The sequence below is a fragment of the Paenibacillus solanacearum genome, from assembly GCF_910593845.1.
Lineage (GTDB): Bacteria > Bacillota > Bacilli > Paenibacillales > NBRC-103111 > Paenibacillus_G > Paenibacillus_G solanacearum.
Window position 1 is genome coordinate 58,013 of the sequence record NZ_CAJVAS010000009.1, and the last position, 19,823, is coordinate 77,835.

The 19,823-nt window shown below is 56.7% G+C and carries 15 protein-coding genes; 1 reads left to right on the forward strand and 14 read right to left on the reverse strand.

The features are described from left to right. Nucleotides 1-76: 76 nt before the first annotated feature. The 8 genes from KXG62_RS12295 to KXG62_RS12330 form a co-directional block, all read right to left on the reverse strand. Nucleotides 77-1,117 (reverse strand): formylglycine-generating enzyme family protein, encoded by a 1,041-nt coding sequence (locus KXG62_RS12295; protein ID WP_246627411.1) that lies wholly within the window; start codon nucleotides 1,115-1,117, stop codon nucleotides 77-79. Between the two features lie 2 nt (nucleotides 1,118-1,119). After that, a complete protein-coding gene (locus KXG62_RS12300; protein ID WP_218092269.1) occupies nucleotides 1,120-2,628 on the reverse strand; it encodes a sulfatase family protein in 1,509 nt (502 codons plus the stop codon). Nucleotides 2,629-2,656: 28 nt separating this feature from the next. Next, nucleotides 2,657-4,168, reverse strand: coding sequence for an ABC transporter substrate-binding protein (locus tag KXG62_RS12305; RefSeq protein ID WP_218092270.1), 1,512 nt, complete (start codon nucleotides 4,166-4,168; stop codon nucleotides 2,657-2,659). Nucleotides 4,169-4,206: 38 nt separating this feature from the next. After that, nucleotides 4,207-5,049 carry a carbohydrate ABC transporter permease gene (locus tag KXG62_RS12310; protein WP_218092271.1) on the reverse strand — a complete coding sequence of 281 codons (843 nt, stop codon included), beginning with the start codon at nucleotides 5,047-5,049 and terminating at the stop codon, nucleotides 4,207-4,209. Beyond that, nucleotides 5,046-6,020 carry a carbohydrate ABC transporter permease gene (locus KXG62_RS12315; RefSeq protein WP_218092272.1) on the reverse strand — a complete coding sequence of 325 codons (975 nt, stop codon included), beginning with the start codon at nucleotides 6,018-6,020 and terminating at the stop codon, nucleotides 5,046-5,048. Before KXG62_RS12315 ends, KXG62_RS12310 begins: the two co-directional genes overlap by 4 nt. Before the next feature lie 321 nt (nucleotides 6,021-6,341). Beyond that, nucleotides 6,342-7,841: a pectate lyase gene (gene pelA / locus KXG62_RS12320; protein WP_218092273.1), complete on the reverse strand. Its 1,500-nt coding sequence runs from the start codon at nucleotides 7,839-7,841 to the stop codon at nucleotides 6,342-6,344. A gap of 277 nt (nucleotides 7,842-8,118) precedes the next feature. Beyond that, nucleotides 8,119-9,618 carry a sulfatase family protein gene (locus tag KXG62_RS12325; protein ID WP_218092274.1) on the reverse strand — a complete coding sequence of 500 codons (1,500 nt, stop codon included), beginning with the start codon at nucleotides 9,616-9,618 and terminating at the stop codon, nucleotides 8,119-8,121. A gap of 57 nt (nucleotides 9,619-9,675) precedes the next feature. Further along, nucleotides 9,676-11,010 carry an ABC transporter substrate-binding protein gene (locus tag KXG62_RS12330; RefSeq protein WP_218092275.1) on the reverse strand — a complete coding sequence of 445 codons (1,335 nt, stop codon included), beginning with the start codon at nucleotides 11,008-11,010 and terminating at the stop codon, nucleotides 9,676-9,678. 384 nt (nucleotides 11,011-11,394) lie between these two features. Here KXG62_RS12330 and KXG62_RS12335 point away from each other — a divergent pair, with 384 nt between their 5' ends. After that, nucleotides 11,395-12,987, forward strand: a complete 1,593-nt coding sequence (locus KXG62_RS12335; protein ID WP_218092276.1) for a sensor domain-containing diguanylate cyclase — start codon at nucleotides 11,395-11,397, stop codon at nucleotides 12,985-12,987. Between the two features lie 80 nt (nucleotides 12,988-13,067). On the opposite strand, the gene KXG62_RS12340 is transcribed toward KXG62_RS12335, so the two are convergent. The 6 genes from KXG62_RS12340 to KXG62_RS12365 form a co-directional block, all read right to left on the reverse strand. Next, entirely contained in the window at nucleotides 13,068-13,571 is a 504-nt protein-coding gene (locus KXG62_RS12340; RefSeq protein WP_218092277.1) for a DinB family protein, read from the reverse strand. A 263-nt stretch (nucleotides 13,572-13,834) separates the two neighbouring features. After that, on the reverse strand, nucleotides 13,835-14,791 hold the full coding sequence (locus KXG62_RS12345; RefSeq protein ID WP_218092278.1) for an MTP-1 family protein: 957 nt from the start codon (nucleotides 14,789-14,791) through the stop codon (nucleotides 13,835-13,837). Beyond that, complete coding sequence (locus tag KXG62_RS12350) at nucleotides 14,788-16,338, reverse strand: extracellular solute-binding protein (protein WP_218092279.1); 1,551 nt, start codon at nucleotides 16,336-16,338, stop codon at nucleotides 14,788-14,790. Before KXG62_RS12350 ends, KXG62_RS12345 begins: the two co-directional genes overlap by 4 nt. A 163-nt stretch (nucleotides 16,339-16,501) precedes the next feature. Beyond that, entirely contained in the window at nucleotides 16,502-17,407 is a 906-nt protein-coding gene (locus tag KXG62_RS12355; RefSeq protein WP_218092280.1) for an endonuclease/exonuclease/phosphatase family protein, read from the reverse strand. A 22-nt stretch (nucleotides 17,408-17,429) separates the two neighbouring features. Further along, nucleotides 17,430-18,758: an ABC transporter substrate-binding protein gene (locus KXG62_RS12360; protein ID WP_218092281.1), complete on the reverse strand. Its 1,329-nt coding sequence runs from the start codon at nucleotides 18,756-18,758 to the stop codon at nucleotides 17,430-17,432. A 143-nt stretch (nucleotides 18,759-18,901) separates the two neighbouring features. After that, a complete protein-coding gene (locus KXG62_RS12365; protein ID WP_218092282.1) occupies nucleotides 18,902-19,747 on the reverse strand; it encodes an endonuclease/exonuclease/phosphatase family protein in 846 nt (281 codons plus the stop codon). Nucleotides 19,748-19,823 lie beyond the last annotated feature (76 nt).

The window sequence follows — 19,823 nt, forward strand, 5'->3', positions numbered from 1 at the left end:
CGTACACTCTCCTCTACCCGTTTGCTATTATTTTACATCAATCCGTCTATCCATGTAATAACATGGAGCATAACTCTTACGCATCCCGCGCGCAGCGGAAGCCAAGATTGCCGGTTGAGCTGTCCGGCGTATTGGAGCTGCGCGCCGCCACCCGGTACCGGTTGCAGTACGACTTGTGGCACAAATACGATCCGCCCCGCATGACGCGATTCGTGCCGCTGCCCGGGCCTTTCGGGTTGCTCGCCGAGCCGGCCGCTGCCGCCGGTTTCGGGCTAAACCAGTCGGCGCACCATTCCCAGACGTTGCCCACCACGTTGTACAAGCCATAACCGTTCGGAGGAAACGAACGCGCCGGTGCCGTGCCGATGTAGCCGTCGCTCGCGTTATTTTTGTCCGGGAACTTCCCTTGCCATATGTTGCACAAGTACTCGTCGCCCGGTTTCAGCAAATCGCCCCACGGATACCGCTTCTGCACCAGTCCGCCGCGGGCGGCGTATTCCCACTCCGCTTCCGTCGGCAGCCGCTTGCCCGCCCACTCGCAATACGCGGAGGCATCGTTCCACGACACATGGATAACCGGATGGTCCATCCGCTCCTTGATGCGCGAGCCCTCGCCCTCCGGCTGCCGCCAGCTTGCCCCTTGGACGCCGAGCCACCAGGGGATGCCGAGAACGCTTGCGGCATCCGCCTTGCGCACGGCGTCCGGCACAAACAAATGAAACACATAAGACCATCCGAAGCGTTCCGCCTCGGTCACGTATCCCGTATCCTGCACGAAATCCGCGAATTCGGCGTTGGTCACCGTCGTTGTATCGACGTAGAACGGGGAAAGCTCCACCTCGCGGACCGGTCCTTCGCCGTCGGCCGGAAAGCCTTCCGCATCGTCGGTGCCCATAAGGAAGGTGCCGCCGGCAACATACGCCATCGACGGCGCTGGACTCTCAGCGATGCCAGCGTCGGTTACTCGGGAGGGCGAAGCTTCAAGATTGCGCTGAAGCTCTTCCCCGTTAAGCCGTTGAATCTCGGCAGCAGCCGCCGGCTCGGCTTCCATTCCTTCATTTATATGACGATGACGTCCGACGGAGCAGCAGGAATGCTGATGTACATGTTCCGCCACGGTCAAGCCCCCTCCTTCGCCCCTGCGATTTCCCGATGCGCAGCGCCGTGTTCTTGAGCGCCTCGAATCTCCGGATTCCATACCTCATGCCGCTCCAGACCGATTTGTTTGCCCCATTGGGCGAGCAGGGCCTGATCCGCATGCCGCTGCAATGAAGATGAGATCAGCGAATCCGGGTCCCAGCCCTGCAGCACAAGTCCGGTCAGCCGCTGCACAAGATCCCGGTACTCTTCGCGCTCCGCCAAATTCGTCGTCTCCTGAGGATCGCTCCGAAGATCGAACAACTGCACCGGCGGATAATTATGGAAGTAAATCAGCTTGTAATCGCCCTGCCGGACCATGCGGATCGCGGAGTCCTGCGGCGTCAGCAGCTCGACGAACACCGGCGGTTCCTGCTCCCACACCGTGCCTGCCCGATCGTCGCCGAACAGCAGCGGTGACAAGTCGTTCCCGGCCAAGGAGGACGGCGCCGGCGATTGCGTCGCTGCGAGGAAGGTCGGTGCCAGGTCGACGAGACTAACCGGCGTATCGATCGCTGCGCCCTTGACGATTACGTCCGAACCGCCGAGCCGCAGCGGATGCCAGATCATCGGTACGCGCAATGCGCCTTCATAGAAGCTGCGCTTCCAGAACATGCCCTTGTCTCCCGCCATCTCTCCGTGATCGGATACGTAGACGATCCAGGTGTCGCCCGGCAGCGCCGCCGACGCTTCGACGATTCTCCCGACCAACTGATCGAGCCGGTTCACGAGACCGATATAGTTGGCCCTTGCCTCGAACTGCAGCTCCGGCGTTATTTGCTCCGCCTCAAGCCGGCGGAACCAATGCTCCAGCCAAGGATGGCGCGGGAGCGAGTCGGGAGGCATCGGCGTGTCGTTCACCTTCATGGCCTGAACCGCCTGCTCGTACTGCTCCCGCGGGCTGATGAACGGGTGATGCGGGCCATACAGCCCGACCGTGATGAACAAAGGCCTCTTCGCATCGCTTGAGCGCTCGGATACGTATTGTTCATACGCCTGCGTCACCTGCTCGTCGTAATGGATCACGGGACTGTTCCCGGGCCCAGCCGTCACGATGGAGCGCAAGCCTTGGCCGGAGGTCCCCTTCAAGTCGCCGTACGCCGTAGACGGCCCTCCCAAATACGTCGGCGTTATATCGCCGACGAGCCGGCGCTCGTACCCGTGCCGCTGATCAGGCCCGACGAAGTGCATGCGACCGCACAGCACCGTCTCATAGCCGCCGAGGCCAAGGCCGTGCACAAACGTCGGAATGTCCGACGCCAAGTGGTCGCTGTTGGCGAACACGCCGGTCTGATGCGGGTAACGTCCCGTCAGCATCGACATGCGGGACGGGACGCAAAGCGGCGCGTTGCAGTACGCATTCGTAAACCGCACCCCTCCTTCTGCCAGATGGTCGAGGTTCGGCGTACGGACGACGCGGTTGCCCGCGCTGCCCATAAAGTCGCCCCGATGCTGGTCGGATACGATAAATACGATATTCGGCTTGCTCATCGAACGGTCTCCTTCCGTCAATCCCTGTTTATTTCAACGCTTTGTAGTCGTCCGCCGTATAGTCTTTCTTCGGGTCCCAGTTCGGAAATTTGAAATCGTTCAGACTGACGCTGCCGCCGGCCGCTTTTACTTTGGTCACCGCTTCCTCCAGTCCTTTGTTTAGCTTGTCGTTATACGCTTTGAGCGAACCGGCCGCATCCTTTTGCGCCCCGGACAGCACCGATTGCAGTATATCGTTGAAGCCTGGCTTCACCTTCGGCTGATCGAGCGAACCTAGCTCCACGATGACTTTGGCGGTTTGCGCATTCCGCACCGCATAATCCGGTCTCACCCTCAATAAATCTTTATGAAGCTGCATGAACGTATTGAACTCGGGATAAGGATACAGCGCCTTATTGTTATTGATACTGTCGATCGGCGTCAGCGCCACGCCGCTTTTCAGATAGCGCTCGTAGAACATCGGGGCCGTGAACCCATTCTCGAGAAAAATTCCGACTTCCTTCGGGTACTTCGTCTTCGACGAAATCATATAGCCGGTCGGGTTGACCGGGACGTAGTAGTACGTCGGCTTGCTGCCATCCGGCGTCGGCACTTGGGCGAGGCCGAAGCTCGCTTCCGGCGTATCGCGCTTGACGATCCACATCCGCGCCCTGCCGTCGATGAGAAACGCCGCCTTCCCTTGGCCGAACAGGATCCCGGCTTCCGCCCCTTTCAGCGTAAACGACGAAGGCAAAATGCTGCCGTCCTGCTTCAGCTTAAGCAGAAAATCGAACGAATCGAGCGTCGCCTTGGAATCATAGGCGTATTGGCCGGATTTGTAATTGAAGCCGCCGGCTACCTCAGGAGACACCCCCGCCGCCAAAGCGTTGACGAAGTTCACGACGCCGGAGCTGCCGCCGGATTCGCCGCCGCCGAACACGACGCCGTAGACGTCGCCTTTTCCTTTGGCCGTTATCGTCTTCGACATGTCCCTCAGCTCGTCCCACGTTTTCGGCGGCTTCTCCGGATCGAGTCCCGCCTGCTTCAACACGTCCTTGTTGTAATACAAAATCGAACCGAGCTGCGGGCCTGTAAGCGGCCAGCTGTACGTTTTTCCGTCGATCACGTTGACGCCTTCCACGAAGCTTCCCGGGAAAAAGCGGTTCTTCCAGCCGTCCGACACGAGCCCGTCGAACGGAAGAACGTGCCCGTTCGCCACGAATGCGCGAATATCCGAGCTCGACGGCGTCTGATATATATCCGGCATATCGCCCGAGGATATCGCCGCCTGAATCGCCGTATTGTACTCCGCAGCCGGCATAAAGCGGGCCTCTACGCGAATCTTCCCTTTATATTTCTCGTTGAACTCTTTGACCATCTGCTGTCCGGGACTTTCATCCCCTTTCAAAAAGTCGCTGAGGCCCCACAACGTGATCAGCGCTTCTTTCCCATCTCCGGCCGCTGCGCCGTTCCCATCCGCAGAACCCGAGCAGCCCGCCGCGATCAGCAGAGCTGCGCCGATCATACCTGCCATAACCGATGTTTTCCAGTTGTTATTCATACTCTCTCCATACCTCCGCATGATTCGTTTTGTGTCTGTTATGCTTTTACCGCACCGGCGACGCCTTCGATAAAATATTTTTGCAACAGCAGAAATACGATTAAGATCGGTATCAGCGAAATGCTGGCCGCCGCCGCCATTCCCGTCCAGTCGAGCGTATTCTCCCCAACGAATTGAAACATGCCGACCCCGAGCGTACGCAGCTTCGGCTTCCCCAGCGTAAAGACGAGCGGCATCAGGAACGCGTTCCAGGTGAACATAAACTGCATGATCGCGGTCGTGGCGATAATCGGCTTGGAAAGCGGCAGCATAATTTGGACGAACGTCCGGATAAAGCCGCTCCCGTCCACCTCTGCCGACTCTTCCAACTCCTTGGGCAAGCCGCGGAAATAGGCGACGAACAGTAAAATAAACAGCACGTGCCCCCCTCCGGCCTCGGCCAAAATGACGCCCCACAGCGTATTGTTCAAACCGAGCTGATTGACCAGCGTATAGATGGGAATGATCGTATAGCCTTTGGGCATGAACATGGTGGCGGTGATGGCCGTAATAAAGAACAGCCTGCCCTTGAAGCGGTACCTTCCGACCGCATAACCCGCCATCGAGCAGACGACGATCACGATCGTGACGACCGCCACCGTAACGAACACCGTATTCCAGAAGTAAACGGAGAAATGCGCCGTTTCCCATGCCCTGTGGAAGTTAGCGAACTGAAACTTTTCCGGCAATAGCGATAAGCCTGAGCTGATATATTCTTTGTTTGTTTTGAATGAAGCCATCATCATCCATATAAACGGATAAATCCAGACGAGCCCGAGCCCGATCAGCAGCAGATGGACGAGAAGGATCAGCGGCGAACGTTTGGCGCGTTGTTTGGTCATGTTGTTCCCTCCCCTTGGGTTTTGCCGGCCTTGCGTCCCCCCGCCAGCTTAACGAGCAAGCCGAGCGCGAGCGAGATGAGCATGACGACGATACCGTACAAGACGCCAGCCGCCGAGGCGAACCCGACCCGCGCTTCGCCTTTGCCGGAAAAAGCATAGCGGTATATATACACGTCGACCATATCGGTCTTGAACGCCGGTCCCCCGTCCGTCATCGCTTTGACGAGATCGAACACATGCAGCGCATTGACCGACGACATGAGCAAGATCACACTCCCGACCGGCAGCAGCAGCGGAATCGTAACGTAGCGCAGCATTTGCAGCGGGCCGGCTCCGTCGATTTTCGCTGCCTCGAACACATCCTTCGGCAGCGATTGAATACCGGCCAGCCAATAAATCAGCTTCATCCCGAAGCTTTTCCATATGCCTACCAGCACAACGACCAGAAACGCCGTATCGACCGATCCGAGCCAATCGACGGGAGCGCTCAGCAGTCCGATCCGCATCAGCACCTCGTTGACGAGCCCTTTATAAGCGCCGAATATAAACCGCATCACCAGACCGACAACCGCCGTCGTCGTGACGACCGGCAAGAAGTAGATCATGCGGTAAAAGGCCTTTCCCCGCAGCCAGCCGGCATTGAGCAGCAGCGCCATCAGCAGCGCCAGCGGCACCTGAATGAGGACGACGTACAGCATGAACGTCAAGCTGTTGCGGAACGCATTCCAGAAGATCGGATCCAGCAGTGTCTCCTTGAAGTTGGCGAAACCGACGTAATCCCGGAGCGGGCCGAAACCGCTCCAATTGAAAAAGGCGTACACATAACTCATGATGATCGGATACAACGTGAACAGTAAAAATAAAACGAGCTGCGGCGCAATGAACAATAAGCACCATAGCTGCCTGCGCGTCCGATAATGCACAGGCTGCGGCTTCCTGTCCGCTGTCTTTCTTTCCAACACGTAAGCCATCGGATGTCTCCTTCCCCTTCGAGCAAGTAATACAAAAAAAAGACGCAGCTCCACTAAGGGAAGCGCGTCTCCGGCGGTCCGGTCAACTGCACATTAAATTCGTTAATTCCTATATGCATTATCGGATTTTATATAGGGAATGGTAGCACCACCGCCGCTTGTTTGTCAACAACTTTGCAAAAAACTTTTGTGCCGCCTTGGAATCAGCGCACGATCCCCTCTTGCGCATGCGGCAAAAAAACGAAGGGATTCTGTCATTCATCATGACGAAACCCCTTCCTGTTCTTGCTTCCTGTGCTGCCGCCAGCATGTCTGATCGCATTATTTCGTTGTATCCGGCTTCCCGACGACTTTCAGTTCTCCCATCCGCAGCGTCTGGCCGCCGGCGTCTTTGGAATTTTCGGCGACGACCCGGGCGTAGACGCGATTCTCGTAGTATCCCGTTGATTTGGCCACATTGAGCAGCGGCAGCGGCCACGTTCCGCCCCAAGCGTACCCGTTGCGGCGTTCGTCCTCGATCTCCATGACGCTGTACTTGATGACGCCGTCCCGGCCGGAGAACATTCCCTTGTTCGTGCCGATTTCGTAGAACCGGTACCACACGGAGCTGTTCGCCGCCGGTACGAAGTTGTTGCCGCCGGCCGTCTTCTCCCACTTCGTATCTTTGACCCGCGCCGCCTCAAACCATTGCAGCGCCGCATCGATCGACTTGCGCACCGCCTCCGGAGGGTTCGGGATCGACATCAAGTATTTGACGATGGCCGCCGACTCCGAGCCCGAGATAGAAGGATGCTCGTAATCTCTGCCTTTGCGCGGCTCGTACGTGACCGGATCATGCTGCGCGCACCAGGCTGTCAACACGTCGCCAGCTCGGATCTGCGATTTCAAGATGTACTCGGTGGCGCGGTCCAGCGACTTCTGAATGCGGCTCTTCCGCTCGGCATCGATCACATCCGTATCGAACGGATACTGGCTCTGCCCGATGAACTGCAGTACCTCCACGACGTGCATCATCGCGTTATCGTTAAACGTGACATCGTCGGAATAATTGCCTCTAGCGGGATACACTTGCGGCCAGCCTCCGCTCGGATACTGCATGTTCAGCAAGAAATCGACGCCCTTGCGAACCGATTCTTTATATTTCGCCTCTTGGGTCTCCTTGTACATCAGAGACAAAAACAGGAGCTCGTTCGTCGTCCCATCGTTGTCGATCGTCCCGAGGTCGCCGCCGCTTTTCGAGTGCCACGTCGATTTCGGCCCGCTGCTCCACGGCTGTCTGCTGCGCTCCTCCAGCGCCTTGTCCCAACCGCCCTCGGCCGTCTGCCACGTGAGCAGGTTGTCCGCGCGCTTCCGGTCGGCGGCTTCGCTGCCGGTATAGTATTTGGCGGTTAGCAGCGCAATTTTCCGCGGATCCTTGACCTCCGGCCTCGGGAGGGTCGCATCGGCGTTCAGCTGCTGCTCGATGTCGAAGACGGCAACTGTGCGGTTGTCCGCATCAGCCCGTGTGCTTGTTTGCCGGACCGTCAAAAACCGGGTCAGCTTCGGGTCAAGCTCGCTCCACGTGCCTGCCGCTCCCACGAGCGAAATATCTTTCGGATCGAAGCTCGCCAGCTTGCCGCTGAACGTCACCTCGACCTTGCTTGCGCCGACTGCCTCCGCCTTGACGATGTGCAGCGGCTCCTTCGGCCCGCCGGCCGCGCTCCCGGTTTCCTGCGTGACCGTGCCTTGGCATGCCGACGCCGTCAAGCAGAACGCGAGCAGCGCGCCGATCCATTTGGCTGCGCGAAGCGCGCGCAGCCCTTGCTTAGATGTTTCTATCACAAGACCGCCCCTATTCGTCACATCATTGAAATCCCTTGCAAGCCCTTTCATCTTTTCCAATGCAGCGAGGGCCAGCGGCCTGCATCGGGCATCCGTTGCGCCGCCGCTCGGCAAGGTATTTCCATTATAAAGTACATGTTGCCGATAATCTTTACAGATCAACGTCCGAATCGGGCAAAAATTTCAAATCTTTGTCTTGATGCAGATCCGCCTCCCCGTACCACGCCAAACAGCCTCCTGCAGCCACAATGACGTGGAAGCGGGAGGCTGTTCGACCTTATCCTCTCTCCAGGCCGCTCGGAAATCCGCGCGGATCTTCGTTTGTCGGAACGACATCCGACGTATGAATATACCAGTCGAGCAGCCGGGATTCAAGCTGCGCCTGCACCTGGCCATACGCTTCCTTGCCGTACACGTTGTCCAGCTCCCGCGGGTCGCGGTGCAGATCGTACAGCTCATTCGTATCCGCAGTCCGGCGAACGAGCTTGTAGTCCGCCGTTCGGATCATCGAAGCGCGGCATACGCTCTCCGGATGATCCTGCTGCTGCTTGCCCTTCGGGTAATAAATATGGCCCTTATCCCGTGCGATGCCGCCGAACATCCGCTGCGGATCGCCTTCGAAGCAGTGCGGCTCCCGCGTATCGTAGCCGCCTTCGGCGAATACGGCCCGGTCCGGGTCGCCCGCCTCCCCTTGCAGCTGCGGCACAAGCGATTGCGCGAAATGATTATGCGCAGCCGGGATGCCGGAAAGGTCCAGCACCGTCGCCATGATGTCGAACAGCTCGACCTGCTCCTTCACGACATGGCCGGCCGCGCCGCCGGGGCTGCGAATGATGAGCGGCACTCGCGTCAGCGTGTCGTCCAGGCCGCTCGGCCACTTCTCCACAAGCCCGTAATCGCCGGCCCAATCTCCGTGGTCCGAAGCGACGATGACCGTCGTCGTCTCCGCCAAGCCGCTCTCTTCGAGCGCCCGAAGCAGCTCGCCCAGCCAATGATCCGCATGGCTGATCATGCCGAGGTACACCGCATGAATTTTTTTCAACAGCGCGTCGTCCGCCCGGTCCAGCCGCCGGTATTCCCGAATGAGCCGGTAAAAGCTCGGCTTGCCTTCCAGCTCCGCCGGGCGCAGCTCCGGAAGCGCATCCGGATCGTACAGATCGTGGTACGGCTGCGGCGCGGCATACGGCGGATGCGGCATCGCCGTCGGCAAATATACAAAGAACGGGCTTTCCTGCGCCTGCGGGGAATGCAAAAAGTCGATCGCTTGCTTGATCTTGACCGCCGTTTCCGTTCCGGCTTCATCCCCGCCTCTCGGCTCGAACAAGAAGCTGTAATATGCCGGATCGTCCGCCGCGTGCGGGTTATCCTTGCGGAAATGGCCGCCCTGCCCCGTCAGGTGCTTACCCGCATCGTCCGCTTGATTCGGCTCGCCCACTATTTCACGGATGTATTCCGGCGAATACAGATCGTTTTTACCGAACCATTCGATCCGGTAGCCGACTTCCTTCAAGTAGCGGAACAAGCTCGGCTCATGAGGGCGCAGCAAATGCCACAGCGTCCGGTGCCCCGCTGTGTGCGGATACCATCCCGTCATCAAGCTGCACCGGGACGGCGTGCATACCGTATGCTGAACGTGGCACTGCTCGAAGCGCACCCCCTCTGCGGCCAAACGGTCCAGATGGGGCGTCCGGACAACCGGATGGCCGTAACAGCCCAAGCTTTCGGCGCGCATTTCATCGGGAAAGAATAACAAATAGTTCATTTTCGGCTTCGACATCTTCTTCATCCTCTCCTTCAGGTGTAGGCGTATTCAATGTTTTCGTGGCGAATCGCTTTATTTGGCGCCGGTCTGCGTCCGGTCCGTATTTTTCAAGGAGGCGATCTCTTTATCTATATTGTCCGCAGCGCTGCGCAATGCCGAGTTCACATCCGCACGGCCCGCGGCGACATCTTTGGCCGCTTCGTTGATCCGTTTGATCGCCACGTCTTTATCGAACTCGCTCGGCGGGTGGAGGAGACGGGGCTTCGTCTTGAATATATTCGCCGTCCGCTTGCCGGCCAAGCTGTCCAGCTCCTTGCCGAATTCGTCGTTCAACTGAGCGTTGTCGAGAACCGATTGGCGGCCCGACCGCGATACCGTCTTCTGCACTTCGTCGGACAGCATCAAGCTCATAACTTGCCATGCCTGATCCTGCTGTGCGCCAATCTTGGACAGCATCATCGAATGAATATCGATTTCCCGGCCGGTTCCGAGCGCTTCCGGGAAATTCGGCAGCGGCGCAACATCCCAGTTGAGCGGATTCCCCTGCTTCGCCAGCTCGTGCAAAGGCCCGATCAGCCCGCCGAGCCAGTTCGGCAGCATCGCCAGGTTACGCTCCTGCATGAACGCTTTATTGCCGTAAGCATACCGGTCCCCCTCGCCGATGTAACCCGGAATGCCGTACGATTCCTGCAGCAGCCGGAACACTTTAACCCATGCTTCGCCTCCGACCGCTGCTTTGCCGCTGGCCGGATCGATTAAGGGCAGCGACAGCCCCCGTGCGACGTTCATCGGTTCCGTCAGGTCGATGCCAACGTACTTCGTCCCGTTATCGGAACGGGTCAGCTGCCTGCCGAGCTTAAGCGTCTCATCCCATGTCAACCCCTCTCCCGGATACTCCAGGCCGAACTTGTCGAAGATATCTTTATTATAAAATAAAGCAGCCGTGTTTAACGAGAACGGAAGCGCAACCAGCTGCCCCTGATCCGAATACAGCCGTATGGAGTCCGTGATCACTGGCTGGATCCGGCGCAAATCGAATGCGTTTCTTTTGACGGCATCGTCCAGGCTTTGCACGACATTCAACCCGAGAAAGCGGAAATACGACGGATTGCTCGTAAAAATAATATCGGGGAACGTCCCAGCTGCCAGCAGCTCTTCCGGCGTCGCTCCTTTTTCGTCTGCGATCAGGCGCAGCGTATACTGCGGGTATTTCTTGCGGACCGGCTCGACGAAAAATGTCTGAAATTCGGTATCGGTCAAATTCAATCCCGACTTGTATACGGTAATCGTCGCAGGGGCGTCTTGTGTGCCGCTTGCCGCCAGCTCCCGTGCAGACTCGCCGCCGCAGCCGAGAAGCGGCACCATCATCCCCGTCATCATCAAACCGGCCGCTATCGTCATTTTCATATAACCGCGCCTCCATAATTTATTATTCTTATTTGTTTACTTGGTATAAAGGCCGTAAAAAATCCCCGTTTCCTTGTGACGCACTTCCTGTACGCGGTAGCAGCGATGCCGTCGGAACGAAAAAAGACGCTATCCCCTGAGGGATAACGTCTCCAATGGATTGGTCGACATGTCATTTCAAACGGTACCAATGTTCATGAACTTGTTAGGATCGTAGCACCCGCGCCGATCCGTTGTCAATATGTTTTTGCAAACACTCTTTATGGAATAGCCATTCGAGGACAGATGTTCGTTTCGACATGATTTCTGTAAAATATTAGAGGATAATAGCGAATGATGTCGAATCTTTATCCAAAGAAGATAACCCCGACGGGAGAACAAGCGATGATCCTTCATAAAGGCAAACGAAGAATCCGGCTCGTATATTTATTAACGGGACTTGTATTCTTATCAGTACTCGGAACTTCGCTGGTTCAAATTTTCGCCGCGTATCGAGCCGAGAAGCTTTCGCTTTACGAAACGACGCTCGGCATGAACCACGAAAGCGCACAAAAAATGGCTGTTACGATGAACACACTTTTTTTGACGATGAAAAACAGCCTTCGCGTCACCGCGGCTCAACTGGAAGTCGAGCAGCCCCAGATATTGCAAAAACAACTGAATCTATTTACCGATAGCAGCGGCTATTTCAACTCGGTCGTCTATGTGGATAAAGCCGGCACGCTTCAAGCGATATCGCCGGTATCTTCCGGCAATACGGGGCTGTCCCTGACTTCCGAAGCGGTAAAAACCGCTTTGGAGCTTCGCATGCCGACCATATCGAGGCCGTATATGAGCACGACCAATCGCCTGATCGTCCTCATGACGAACCCGATCTACAATGACCGCGGGGAATACATCGGATTTTTGGGCGGCACGATTTATTTGCGCGAACCGAATGTGCTCAGCAGCATATTCGGCACGAATGTGTACAGCGATTCCGGAAATTATGTATTTGTCGTCGACGGCACCGGCAATATTATTTACCACCCCGATCAAAGCCGTCTTGGAGACAATGTGAAAGGCAATGCGGTTGTCGAAAAATTGATGCAGGGGCGGCATGGTGAAGAGCTCGTCGTCAATTCCAAGGGCGTCTCGTTCCTCGCGGGCTACGCCAACTCCAGCGAGAACGGCTGGGGCATCGTCGTACAGACGCCCCTCTCCGAGATCGAGTCTATCTCGCTCAAGCTTATCGGCAATATGCTGCTGTACTCGCTGCCGCTGTTCGTCGTCTTTTGGCTGATCACCTTATGGCTCGCCAAGACGCTGGCTGCTCCGTTCTCTTCGCTGACCGATATGGCGCGTGACCTATTGAACGGCAAACGGTATGATCGTTTTCCGAAAGAAAGTCATTGGAACTACGAAGCGCATCATCTGAATAAAACGATACTGCTGGCGATCGAGGCGTTCCAGCGGCAGGAAGCGCACTTGCACAGCGAAGCGCAGACCGATTCGCTGACCGGCCTGGCCAACCGACGAACGATGGACGCACGGATGGGGCAATGGGTTCAGGATGGCGTTCCGTTCTCCGTCATCGCGATGGATATCGACGATTTCAAAAAAATCAACGATTCGTACGGGCATCCCGTCGGCGACGAAGTGCTGAAGCTGCTCGCCAAAATCATCGTGTCGCTGGCGCGCAAGGAAGATTGCTGCTGTCGGACCGGAGGCGAGGAATTCATCGTACTGCTGCCGGATGTACCGATCGACGCCGCCTTCCGGATAGCGGAAAAAATACGTCAAAAGCTGCGCATCGAAGACAATCCGACCGGCCTGCCCGTCACGATCTCGCTTGGCGTGGCTGCCTACCCGGATGGCGCGGCGAGCGCGAAGGACGCGATCCGCAACGCCGACTCCGCGCTGTATGCCGCCAAGCGAAGCGGCAAAAACCGGACGGTGAAGTATACCGCCGGTTCCGCCTTCGGCGAAAATTCCTGAGCCGTATAAACAAGCGAGCGCTTCCCGCCGGATCATGCCCTGGCGGGAAGCGCTCGCTTCTTGTTGATACCGATAAACGGCTAGACGACAGGCGCTTCCATATTCATGAGCGCCCATTCTTCGCGGGAAGGGCCGTATACGCCGGGAACGGCAAGGCCCGCCTGGCGCATCAGCACCGTCATCTGTCCGCGATGGTGCGTCTGGTGGCTCAGGATGATCGAGAGCGTCAGCCCATTCGGCCATTGCTCGCCGAACATATTGCGCATCTCGCGCAGCGAAGCGTCGGTCCATTGCGTCTTGACTGCTTCAAGGAAGGCCGAGCTGGCCTTCCGGTAGCTGTCCGCGATCACTTGCGCGGAAGCCGGTACCGCCGTCCCTTCGTCAGGCGCTTCGAACGCCAGCCCGGCGTGGGACGCCATGCCGTGCACGGACGTCACGATATGCCAGGCGATGCGCCCCAGCGTCCGGTCCTGCGGCGATACTTCCTGCGCCAGCGAAGCATCCGTAAGCGCGTCCAGTATTTTCTGGGTCGAAGCGCTCTCCACGCTCCAGCTTTGCTCGAAATCCTGTATCGAATGAATCATCTCACAACAACCTCCTCGGATGGGCATATGAAACAGGTTCTCCTATTTCCATATACTTGATTCGACGCGAACGTACTTTCTCCTTCTTATCTGCCCTTTGTTTCTGCATCATTTATCCAAACTTGATGCTTCGCCGCTCAAATCCAAGAACCGTCCATGACCGGACGGTTCTTGGGCTAAGCTTATTCATACATAGGAGGGGATGGAACCATCGCTGCCTGCCCGCTTGTCCGGCCGGATTGGAACCGGCCTTCCTTCATTCCTTAGGCGGAGACGATCTTCCCGCAGCCCTCGAACGGGTAATCGATCGTTATTCTTCCCGCTTCGCAGTCGCCGATGCCGCTGTACAGATCCGCCCGGCCGTCTGCCCGCATGACGATGCCCGATGTGAAGGCGCAATCCGTCAGATGCGGCTTTTTGGCCGGCCCGTCCGGATAGCATGCCCGGGTGCCGATCAGCTTCAAATCCTTCGCCTCGTGCTTGGCCGGGTCGAACACAAACGAAATGTTCGTATACGTCTTGATTTCCTCTCCGTCCGGCTGCGTCCACTTGCAGCATTTGTGCCCGATCACACCGATCATCCCGCTCTCCAGCAAGTACGCCTGATTGCACCCGCCCCATTCGTCCGGGCCAAAGAGACCGGTGATATACGGCGCGGATTCGATGACCTCGCCGGTCAGCGCCTCCAAGCTGTCGATGACGGTGAAGCCGATCATCGACTCGCTGCCGTACCGCCTGCGCGTTTCTTCGCCGCGCGGCCGCGAGAAGACGCCGATCCGGCCGCTGCCCATGTCAACCAGGCGAATGTCCTTCATCCGCTGCGGTCCTGTCGTAAAATAGTACATGTCGGCGAGGTCGTCGCCTTTATAAAAATAGCCGAAATACGTATCCACCTTGCCCCCGTTGTAACGCACATGCGTTCCGCCGAGCACCAGCTGCCCTCCGACGACGCTGACGTACGGATCTTCCAGCTGGTAAATCGTGGAGTCCGGGACAAGGGTCCATTCGTCCTGCCCCGTCCGTTCGAACAGCCGGACCCAAGAGCGCGCCCATTCGCCTCTCCGTTCGACCCGGCCGTATATATACAGCTTGCCGTTCCACTCGAACGGAATGGAAGGATTATATACATCGTATCCCTCCACCCCGCGGAACGTCAGCTTTACGCTATCGTAAATTCGCTTCTCGCGTTCAAATTGTTTCTGCTGTTCCAGCAGCTTCATTGGCTATCTCGTCCTTCTATGGAAGATTTGCCGGATGCCCCTCTCCATTCCCGGAACTGCCTTACATACTCCGCGACCACCCGGTCCAGACCGGCTGACTTCATCCGGTCAAGAGCCGCCGGGAACGCCTCGTCGTAGGCCAGCACCCCCATGTAGATCGGCGTGACGCTTGCGGCCGCTTCCGACATGACGTTCGCGTATTCCGCCTTGACCGGCGTCGGATCGAAGATGAAATTGGCGGCGACGCTGTTCTGCGCCTGATCGTTCGGCTGGTACAGCACCCGGTTGTTGGCAGGCAGACCGCTCACCTTATTGGTGCGAATGAAATGAATATTGCCCAGCTGCGTCTCCGAGCCGCTGTATCCTTTCAGCTTCTGCACGTCCCGTTCGCCGTCCGTCGTGTAATGCCTGCCTTCGAAGCCGTATTGAATCAGATCGTAATTGTCCTGACTCGCATAAATCCAGTCCAGGAATCGGACCGCCTCATCCGCATGCTTGCTCGTCACCGGCACCGCGTTCGAGTTTTTGATCGTCAGCGGCCGCAAATAAGGCTTCTCGGGGCGAAAATAAACGGCGTCCACATCTGTATTGACCGCAGCCGGATTTACCTTCCGCAACGCGCCGAGGCTTCCGCCCGTGCCGAAGTATACGAACCATTCGCCGCTGTCCAGCTGCGCTTTGACCTGCTCCTGCTTCATGACGAGCAGATCGGGATGAAGCAGCCCCATCGTATACGCCTTGCGCATAAATTCGGCGTCCTTGCGGAACTCCGGCGTCTCGATCCAGGACAGCACGTCGCCGGACTGGTTCACGTAGAAGAGCTTGTCCTTCACCGTGAACGGGAATGAATCGTAAGCGCGGTGCAGCACCGTCGTATGCACGGCGATCGGGTCAAAATCACCCTTGACCGGCAAATACGGCTTGCGCTTCCCTTTCCAGTTGTTCATGACGACCTGCATCGTCTGCAGCAGTTGTTCCGGCGTTCGCGGGACGTCCAGATGATTTTGCCTGAGCATATCGAGTCGAATGTCGAATTGCCCTTCGCTCGCCATCTCTACCCAATACGTCGGCACGGTGTACGTCTTCCCTTCCGCTTGCGCGCCGTCCCACATGTCCTGTGGAATGGCCTTCTTCAGATGACTCCCGTACTTCTCGACCGACGCGGTAATATCCGCCAGCGCGCCTTTACCCATATAAGTCGAGAAGGGCACCCGGTCCTGCATAATATGAAACAGATCGAATTCCTCTCCCATGGAGAGCATCAGATTAATTTTTTGCTCCCAGACGTCGGGCGGGATAAACCGCTGCTCCACCTCGACGCCGATACCGTCATCGGCCAGCTTCCTGTTCACGGCGGCCATCACTTCCATGTGGTCCCGCGATTCCACGCCTGGCACCACGTATTTGATCTTCACCGCGCCTCGGGGCGATTCCCCCGCCGGAACGTTCCCGGCGCGTCTTGCCGGCTCCGAAGCATCGCCGGAGCAGCCGGACAACAGCGTAAACACAAGTACCGCGGCTATTGCAATCGATATAATTCTGCTCAATCGTAACGCCTCCTTGTCAGGCTGTCCTTCCGCTCCGGCGTACTACCGGATTTCCTGCTTGCCGGGGCGGCCATAAGCCCCACCCGGACTGTCCAGCAGCTAAAGCTGCGTGATTGTTGGAACGGCCGTCCACAGCCCCCGTCCCTGGAAGCGCATCGCCATTCTATTTACCGGCCTGCAATATCATCTCGGCAACGACCGGATAATGATCGCTCGCATACAAGCCGTTTCTCCTGTAATCGTCTATCCCCGCCTGTACGGGGGTTACGTTCCCCCGATACAAGATCCAGTCAATCCGGTTGCCGGGACCTCCGCCCTCCGGAGACTGGAAGCCGTTAAATGTCCCCAGCTTCTCCCCACTGATAACCGGTGCAGACTTCAGCGCATCGGTGAAACCGGCCGTTTCGATCAAATAACGGTAAGGCGGATGGATCAACTTGCTGTTGAAATCTCCGGTTAGAATCACGGGCAGCTTCGCATCGAACGCTTTGGCTTTCTCCGCGATGAGCTGTGCGCCTTTGCTCCGGGCTTCGGCCGAAATATGATCAAGATGCGTATTTACAAAATAAAACGATTGCTTCGATGCCTTCTCGGACAGCTTGACCCAAGTCACCATCCGCGGAAGCGTGTTCCCCCATGACTTCGAACCGATCTGCTCCGGCGTATCGGACAACCAATAGTTGCCGGATTCCAGCGCGTCGAACCGTTCCTTATTGTAGAACACAGCCACATGCTCGCCCTTCTGCCCACCTTCGCGGCCTACCCCGATGCGGCCGTATCCGCGCAGCGCCCGTTCCAAGTCCTGCACCTGGACGAGCTGGCCTTCCTGGGTGCCGAGGATGTCCGGCTTCTGCTTCTCCAGCAGCTCCTTGACTAAGGGAAGCCGCTTGGCCCACGACTGCTCGTCATTATTGTTCATTACCCGCAGATTGAACGTCATCGCTTTGATCTTGAGGCCTGCCGCAGCCCCGCTCCAATGCGTCCCCTGCAGCCATAGCAGCGAGGCGCAGGCACACAGAACGATCGCCGCGGCAGCAGCGTAAACAAGTGTCATCCTTCGTCTTTTCATCTGGACCTTCCTTGCTTTCCGCTTACTTTAACAGCATCGTTTCAATTTTTTTATTAACCGACTCCTCGGCTTCTCTCAGGGCGGTATTGACATCTTTCCCTTTCGTTACAACGTTATTTAGGGCTGTCGCCAATCCGTTAATTGCTTCCGTATCATATAGCGTCGCATCGTAAATCGCCATTTGCGTCTTGAATACCGCCTGGATATTTTTACCTTTCATATATTCCAAATCCTGTGCAAACGCGCCTTGAATTTTTGGATCCTTCATCACGCTCGTTCTGCCGTTTTTGGACATATCCATCTGCACTTCGTCGGAAAGCAGGCTTGAGATCACACGCATCGCATCATCTTTATGCTTGCTTACCTTCGATACCACCATAATATGCTCGTCAGGACTCATGCCGATCTTCGGTGCTTCAGGCCATACAGGAATCGTGACCATATCCCAAAAATCCGGCGTCTCGGACAAAGATTTCAATAAATTCCCATCCGGTGTCATTGCCAATATCCGTTCTTTGACGAACTGATTCGTGCCTTTGCTCTTTGGCGCGATAGTTCCATTTCCCGGAATTTCATAAATGGAAACCATTTGGTTCATTACTTTTCTCCATTGCTCCGAATTGATCAATGTACGATTCGTCTTGCCATCGACGAGCGGCAAAGATAGCTGTGCTCCGAGTCGTTCCGTTACGTTCGGCTCCAGACCTCGGTATTGAACGCCGTTGTCGAGCTTGGTTAATTTTCTCGCAAGCTCCGTCGCTTGCGGCCAAGTCATGCCATCCTTCGGATAAGGAACGGCAAACTTATCGAATATTTCTTTACTGTAATATAATACCGCAAAATTTCGATAATAGGGAAGCGCGGTAAGGTCGGAACGCCTCGATCCAGCCTTGACCGCCTCAACCGCGCCCGCCTCGAACCGGCTCAAATCGATTCCGTGCTTTTGGATAAGCGGTTCAATCGAATCGAGCAAATCGAGCTGGGCAAGCTGCGGGAATCCGTTAATATTGTTCGTGATGATCAAGTCCGGCGTTGCGCCCGAAACGACGATACTTTCAAGCGTATCATTCCCATAAATGACTCTTTCCGCTGTAATCCACGGATATTTCTTCTTGACCGGCTCGGCAATATAACGGTTGAACTCATCCTCCGAGAAATAACCGGAAGATTTGATCCCTACCTGAATCGTAACCGGATCATGCTTTTCTTCCTCCTTCGCGCCCGCTGCCGGTGTCGGTGCCGTGGACTTGCTGCATCCCGCGAACAAAAGCGCGCTAACCGATAACAAACATATCCCCGCCGACCACCTGATACTTATAAACGGCATTTTGTTTTTTACTGACTGATCCATTCGATGACACTCCCTTTTCTCATTGTTTGCCAACCATGTGAATCACGATGGAGTCATTTGCATCCCGGTCTACAGCCCCTGCGCGTGTTGCGGTTGCCCGGTCAGTATGAAGCATGCTTCTGCACGGAGCTCCGCCTGTTTCGTTAGGCTGTGCCCTCGCCGGTCAGCGGAATCTCGACGTCCAGCTGTACCGGATAATGATCGGAAGGGTATCTGCCGTTCTCGTTGTAATAATTGATCTCCACCGAGTGAATCTTGCCCGCGTTTTTGTGGAAGATCCAATCGATATGTCCGCCTGTCGTCTTGCCCTCAAACCGGCCAAACGTGCCGTCGTTCACGAAGCTCTTCCCGGCTTCGACCCAAGTATCGCGAAATTCCGATTGGCTCAGGATGCTGTAAGCGTTACCCGTTTCCTCCGTATTCAGATCGCCGCCGATAAATACAGGCACCTCGGGCGAGCACACGATCCGGGATACGCGTTCGAGAATAAGTCTGGACGCCTGCTCCTGCGCCGCCTGCTTCAATGCATAATGCGTATTGAAATAGTAAAATTCAGCCCGTTCGTCGCTCGTCGTCCGAAACCTCGCCCAGGTGCAGATGCGGGGATAATCCGCGTCGAGCGTACTGCGGCTGCCGGCGGCATCTGGTGTCTCGCTGAGCCAAAACTGGCCGGACTCCAGCACGTCGAACCGATCCGACCGGTACATGATGTTGCAGTATTCATTGTCCGTGTTGCCCATACGCGATTCACCGATCGACGCATATCGTCCCGCAAGATGGCTGAGAAAATATTGAATCTGCACCTCATACGCCTCCTGCATCCCGATCAGATCGGGAGCGAACCCGTCGATCGCCTTCACAGCGATGTCCTTCCGGTTGTCCCAGCTGTTGATCGTACCGGCATCGCCCTTTACGTTGCGAATGTTGAAGGTCATCAGCTTCAAGCGCACCGGTTCGCCTCCTTCCGTCTGTGCTGCCTTGCTTTCCATACTTCCGTTCCCCCTTTGTTTCGTCTTGCGGCTTTGCATTCACAGCGTATCCAACCCGCTGCGCCAAGTAAATTAT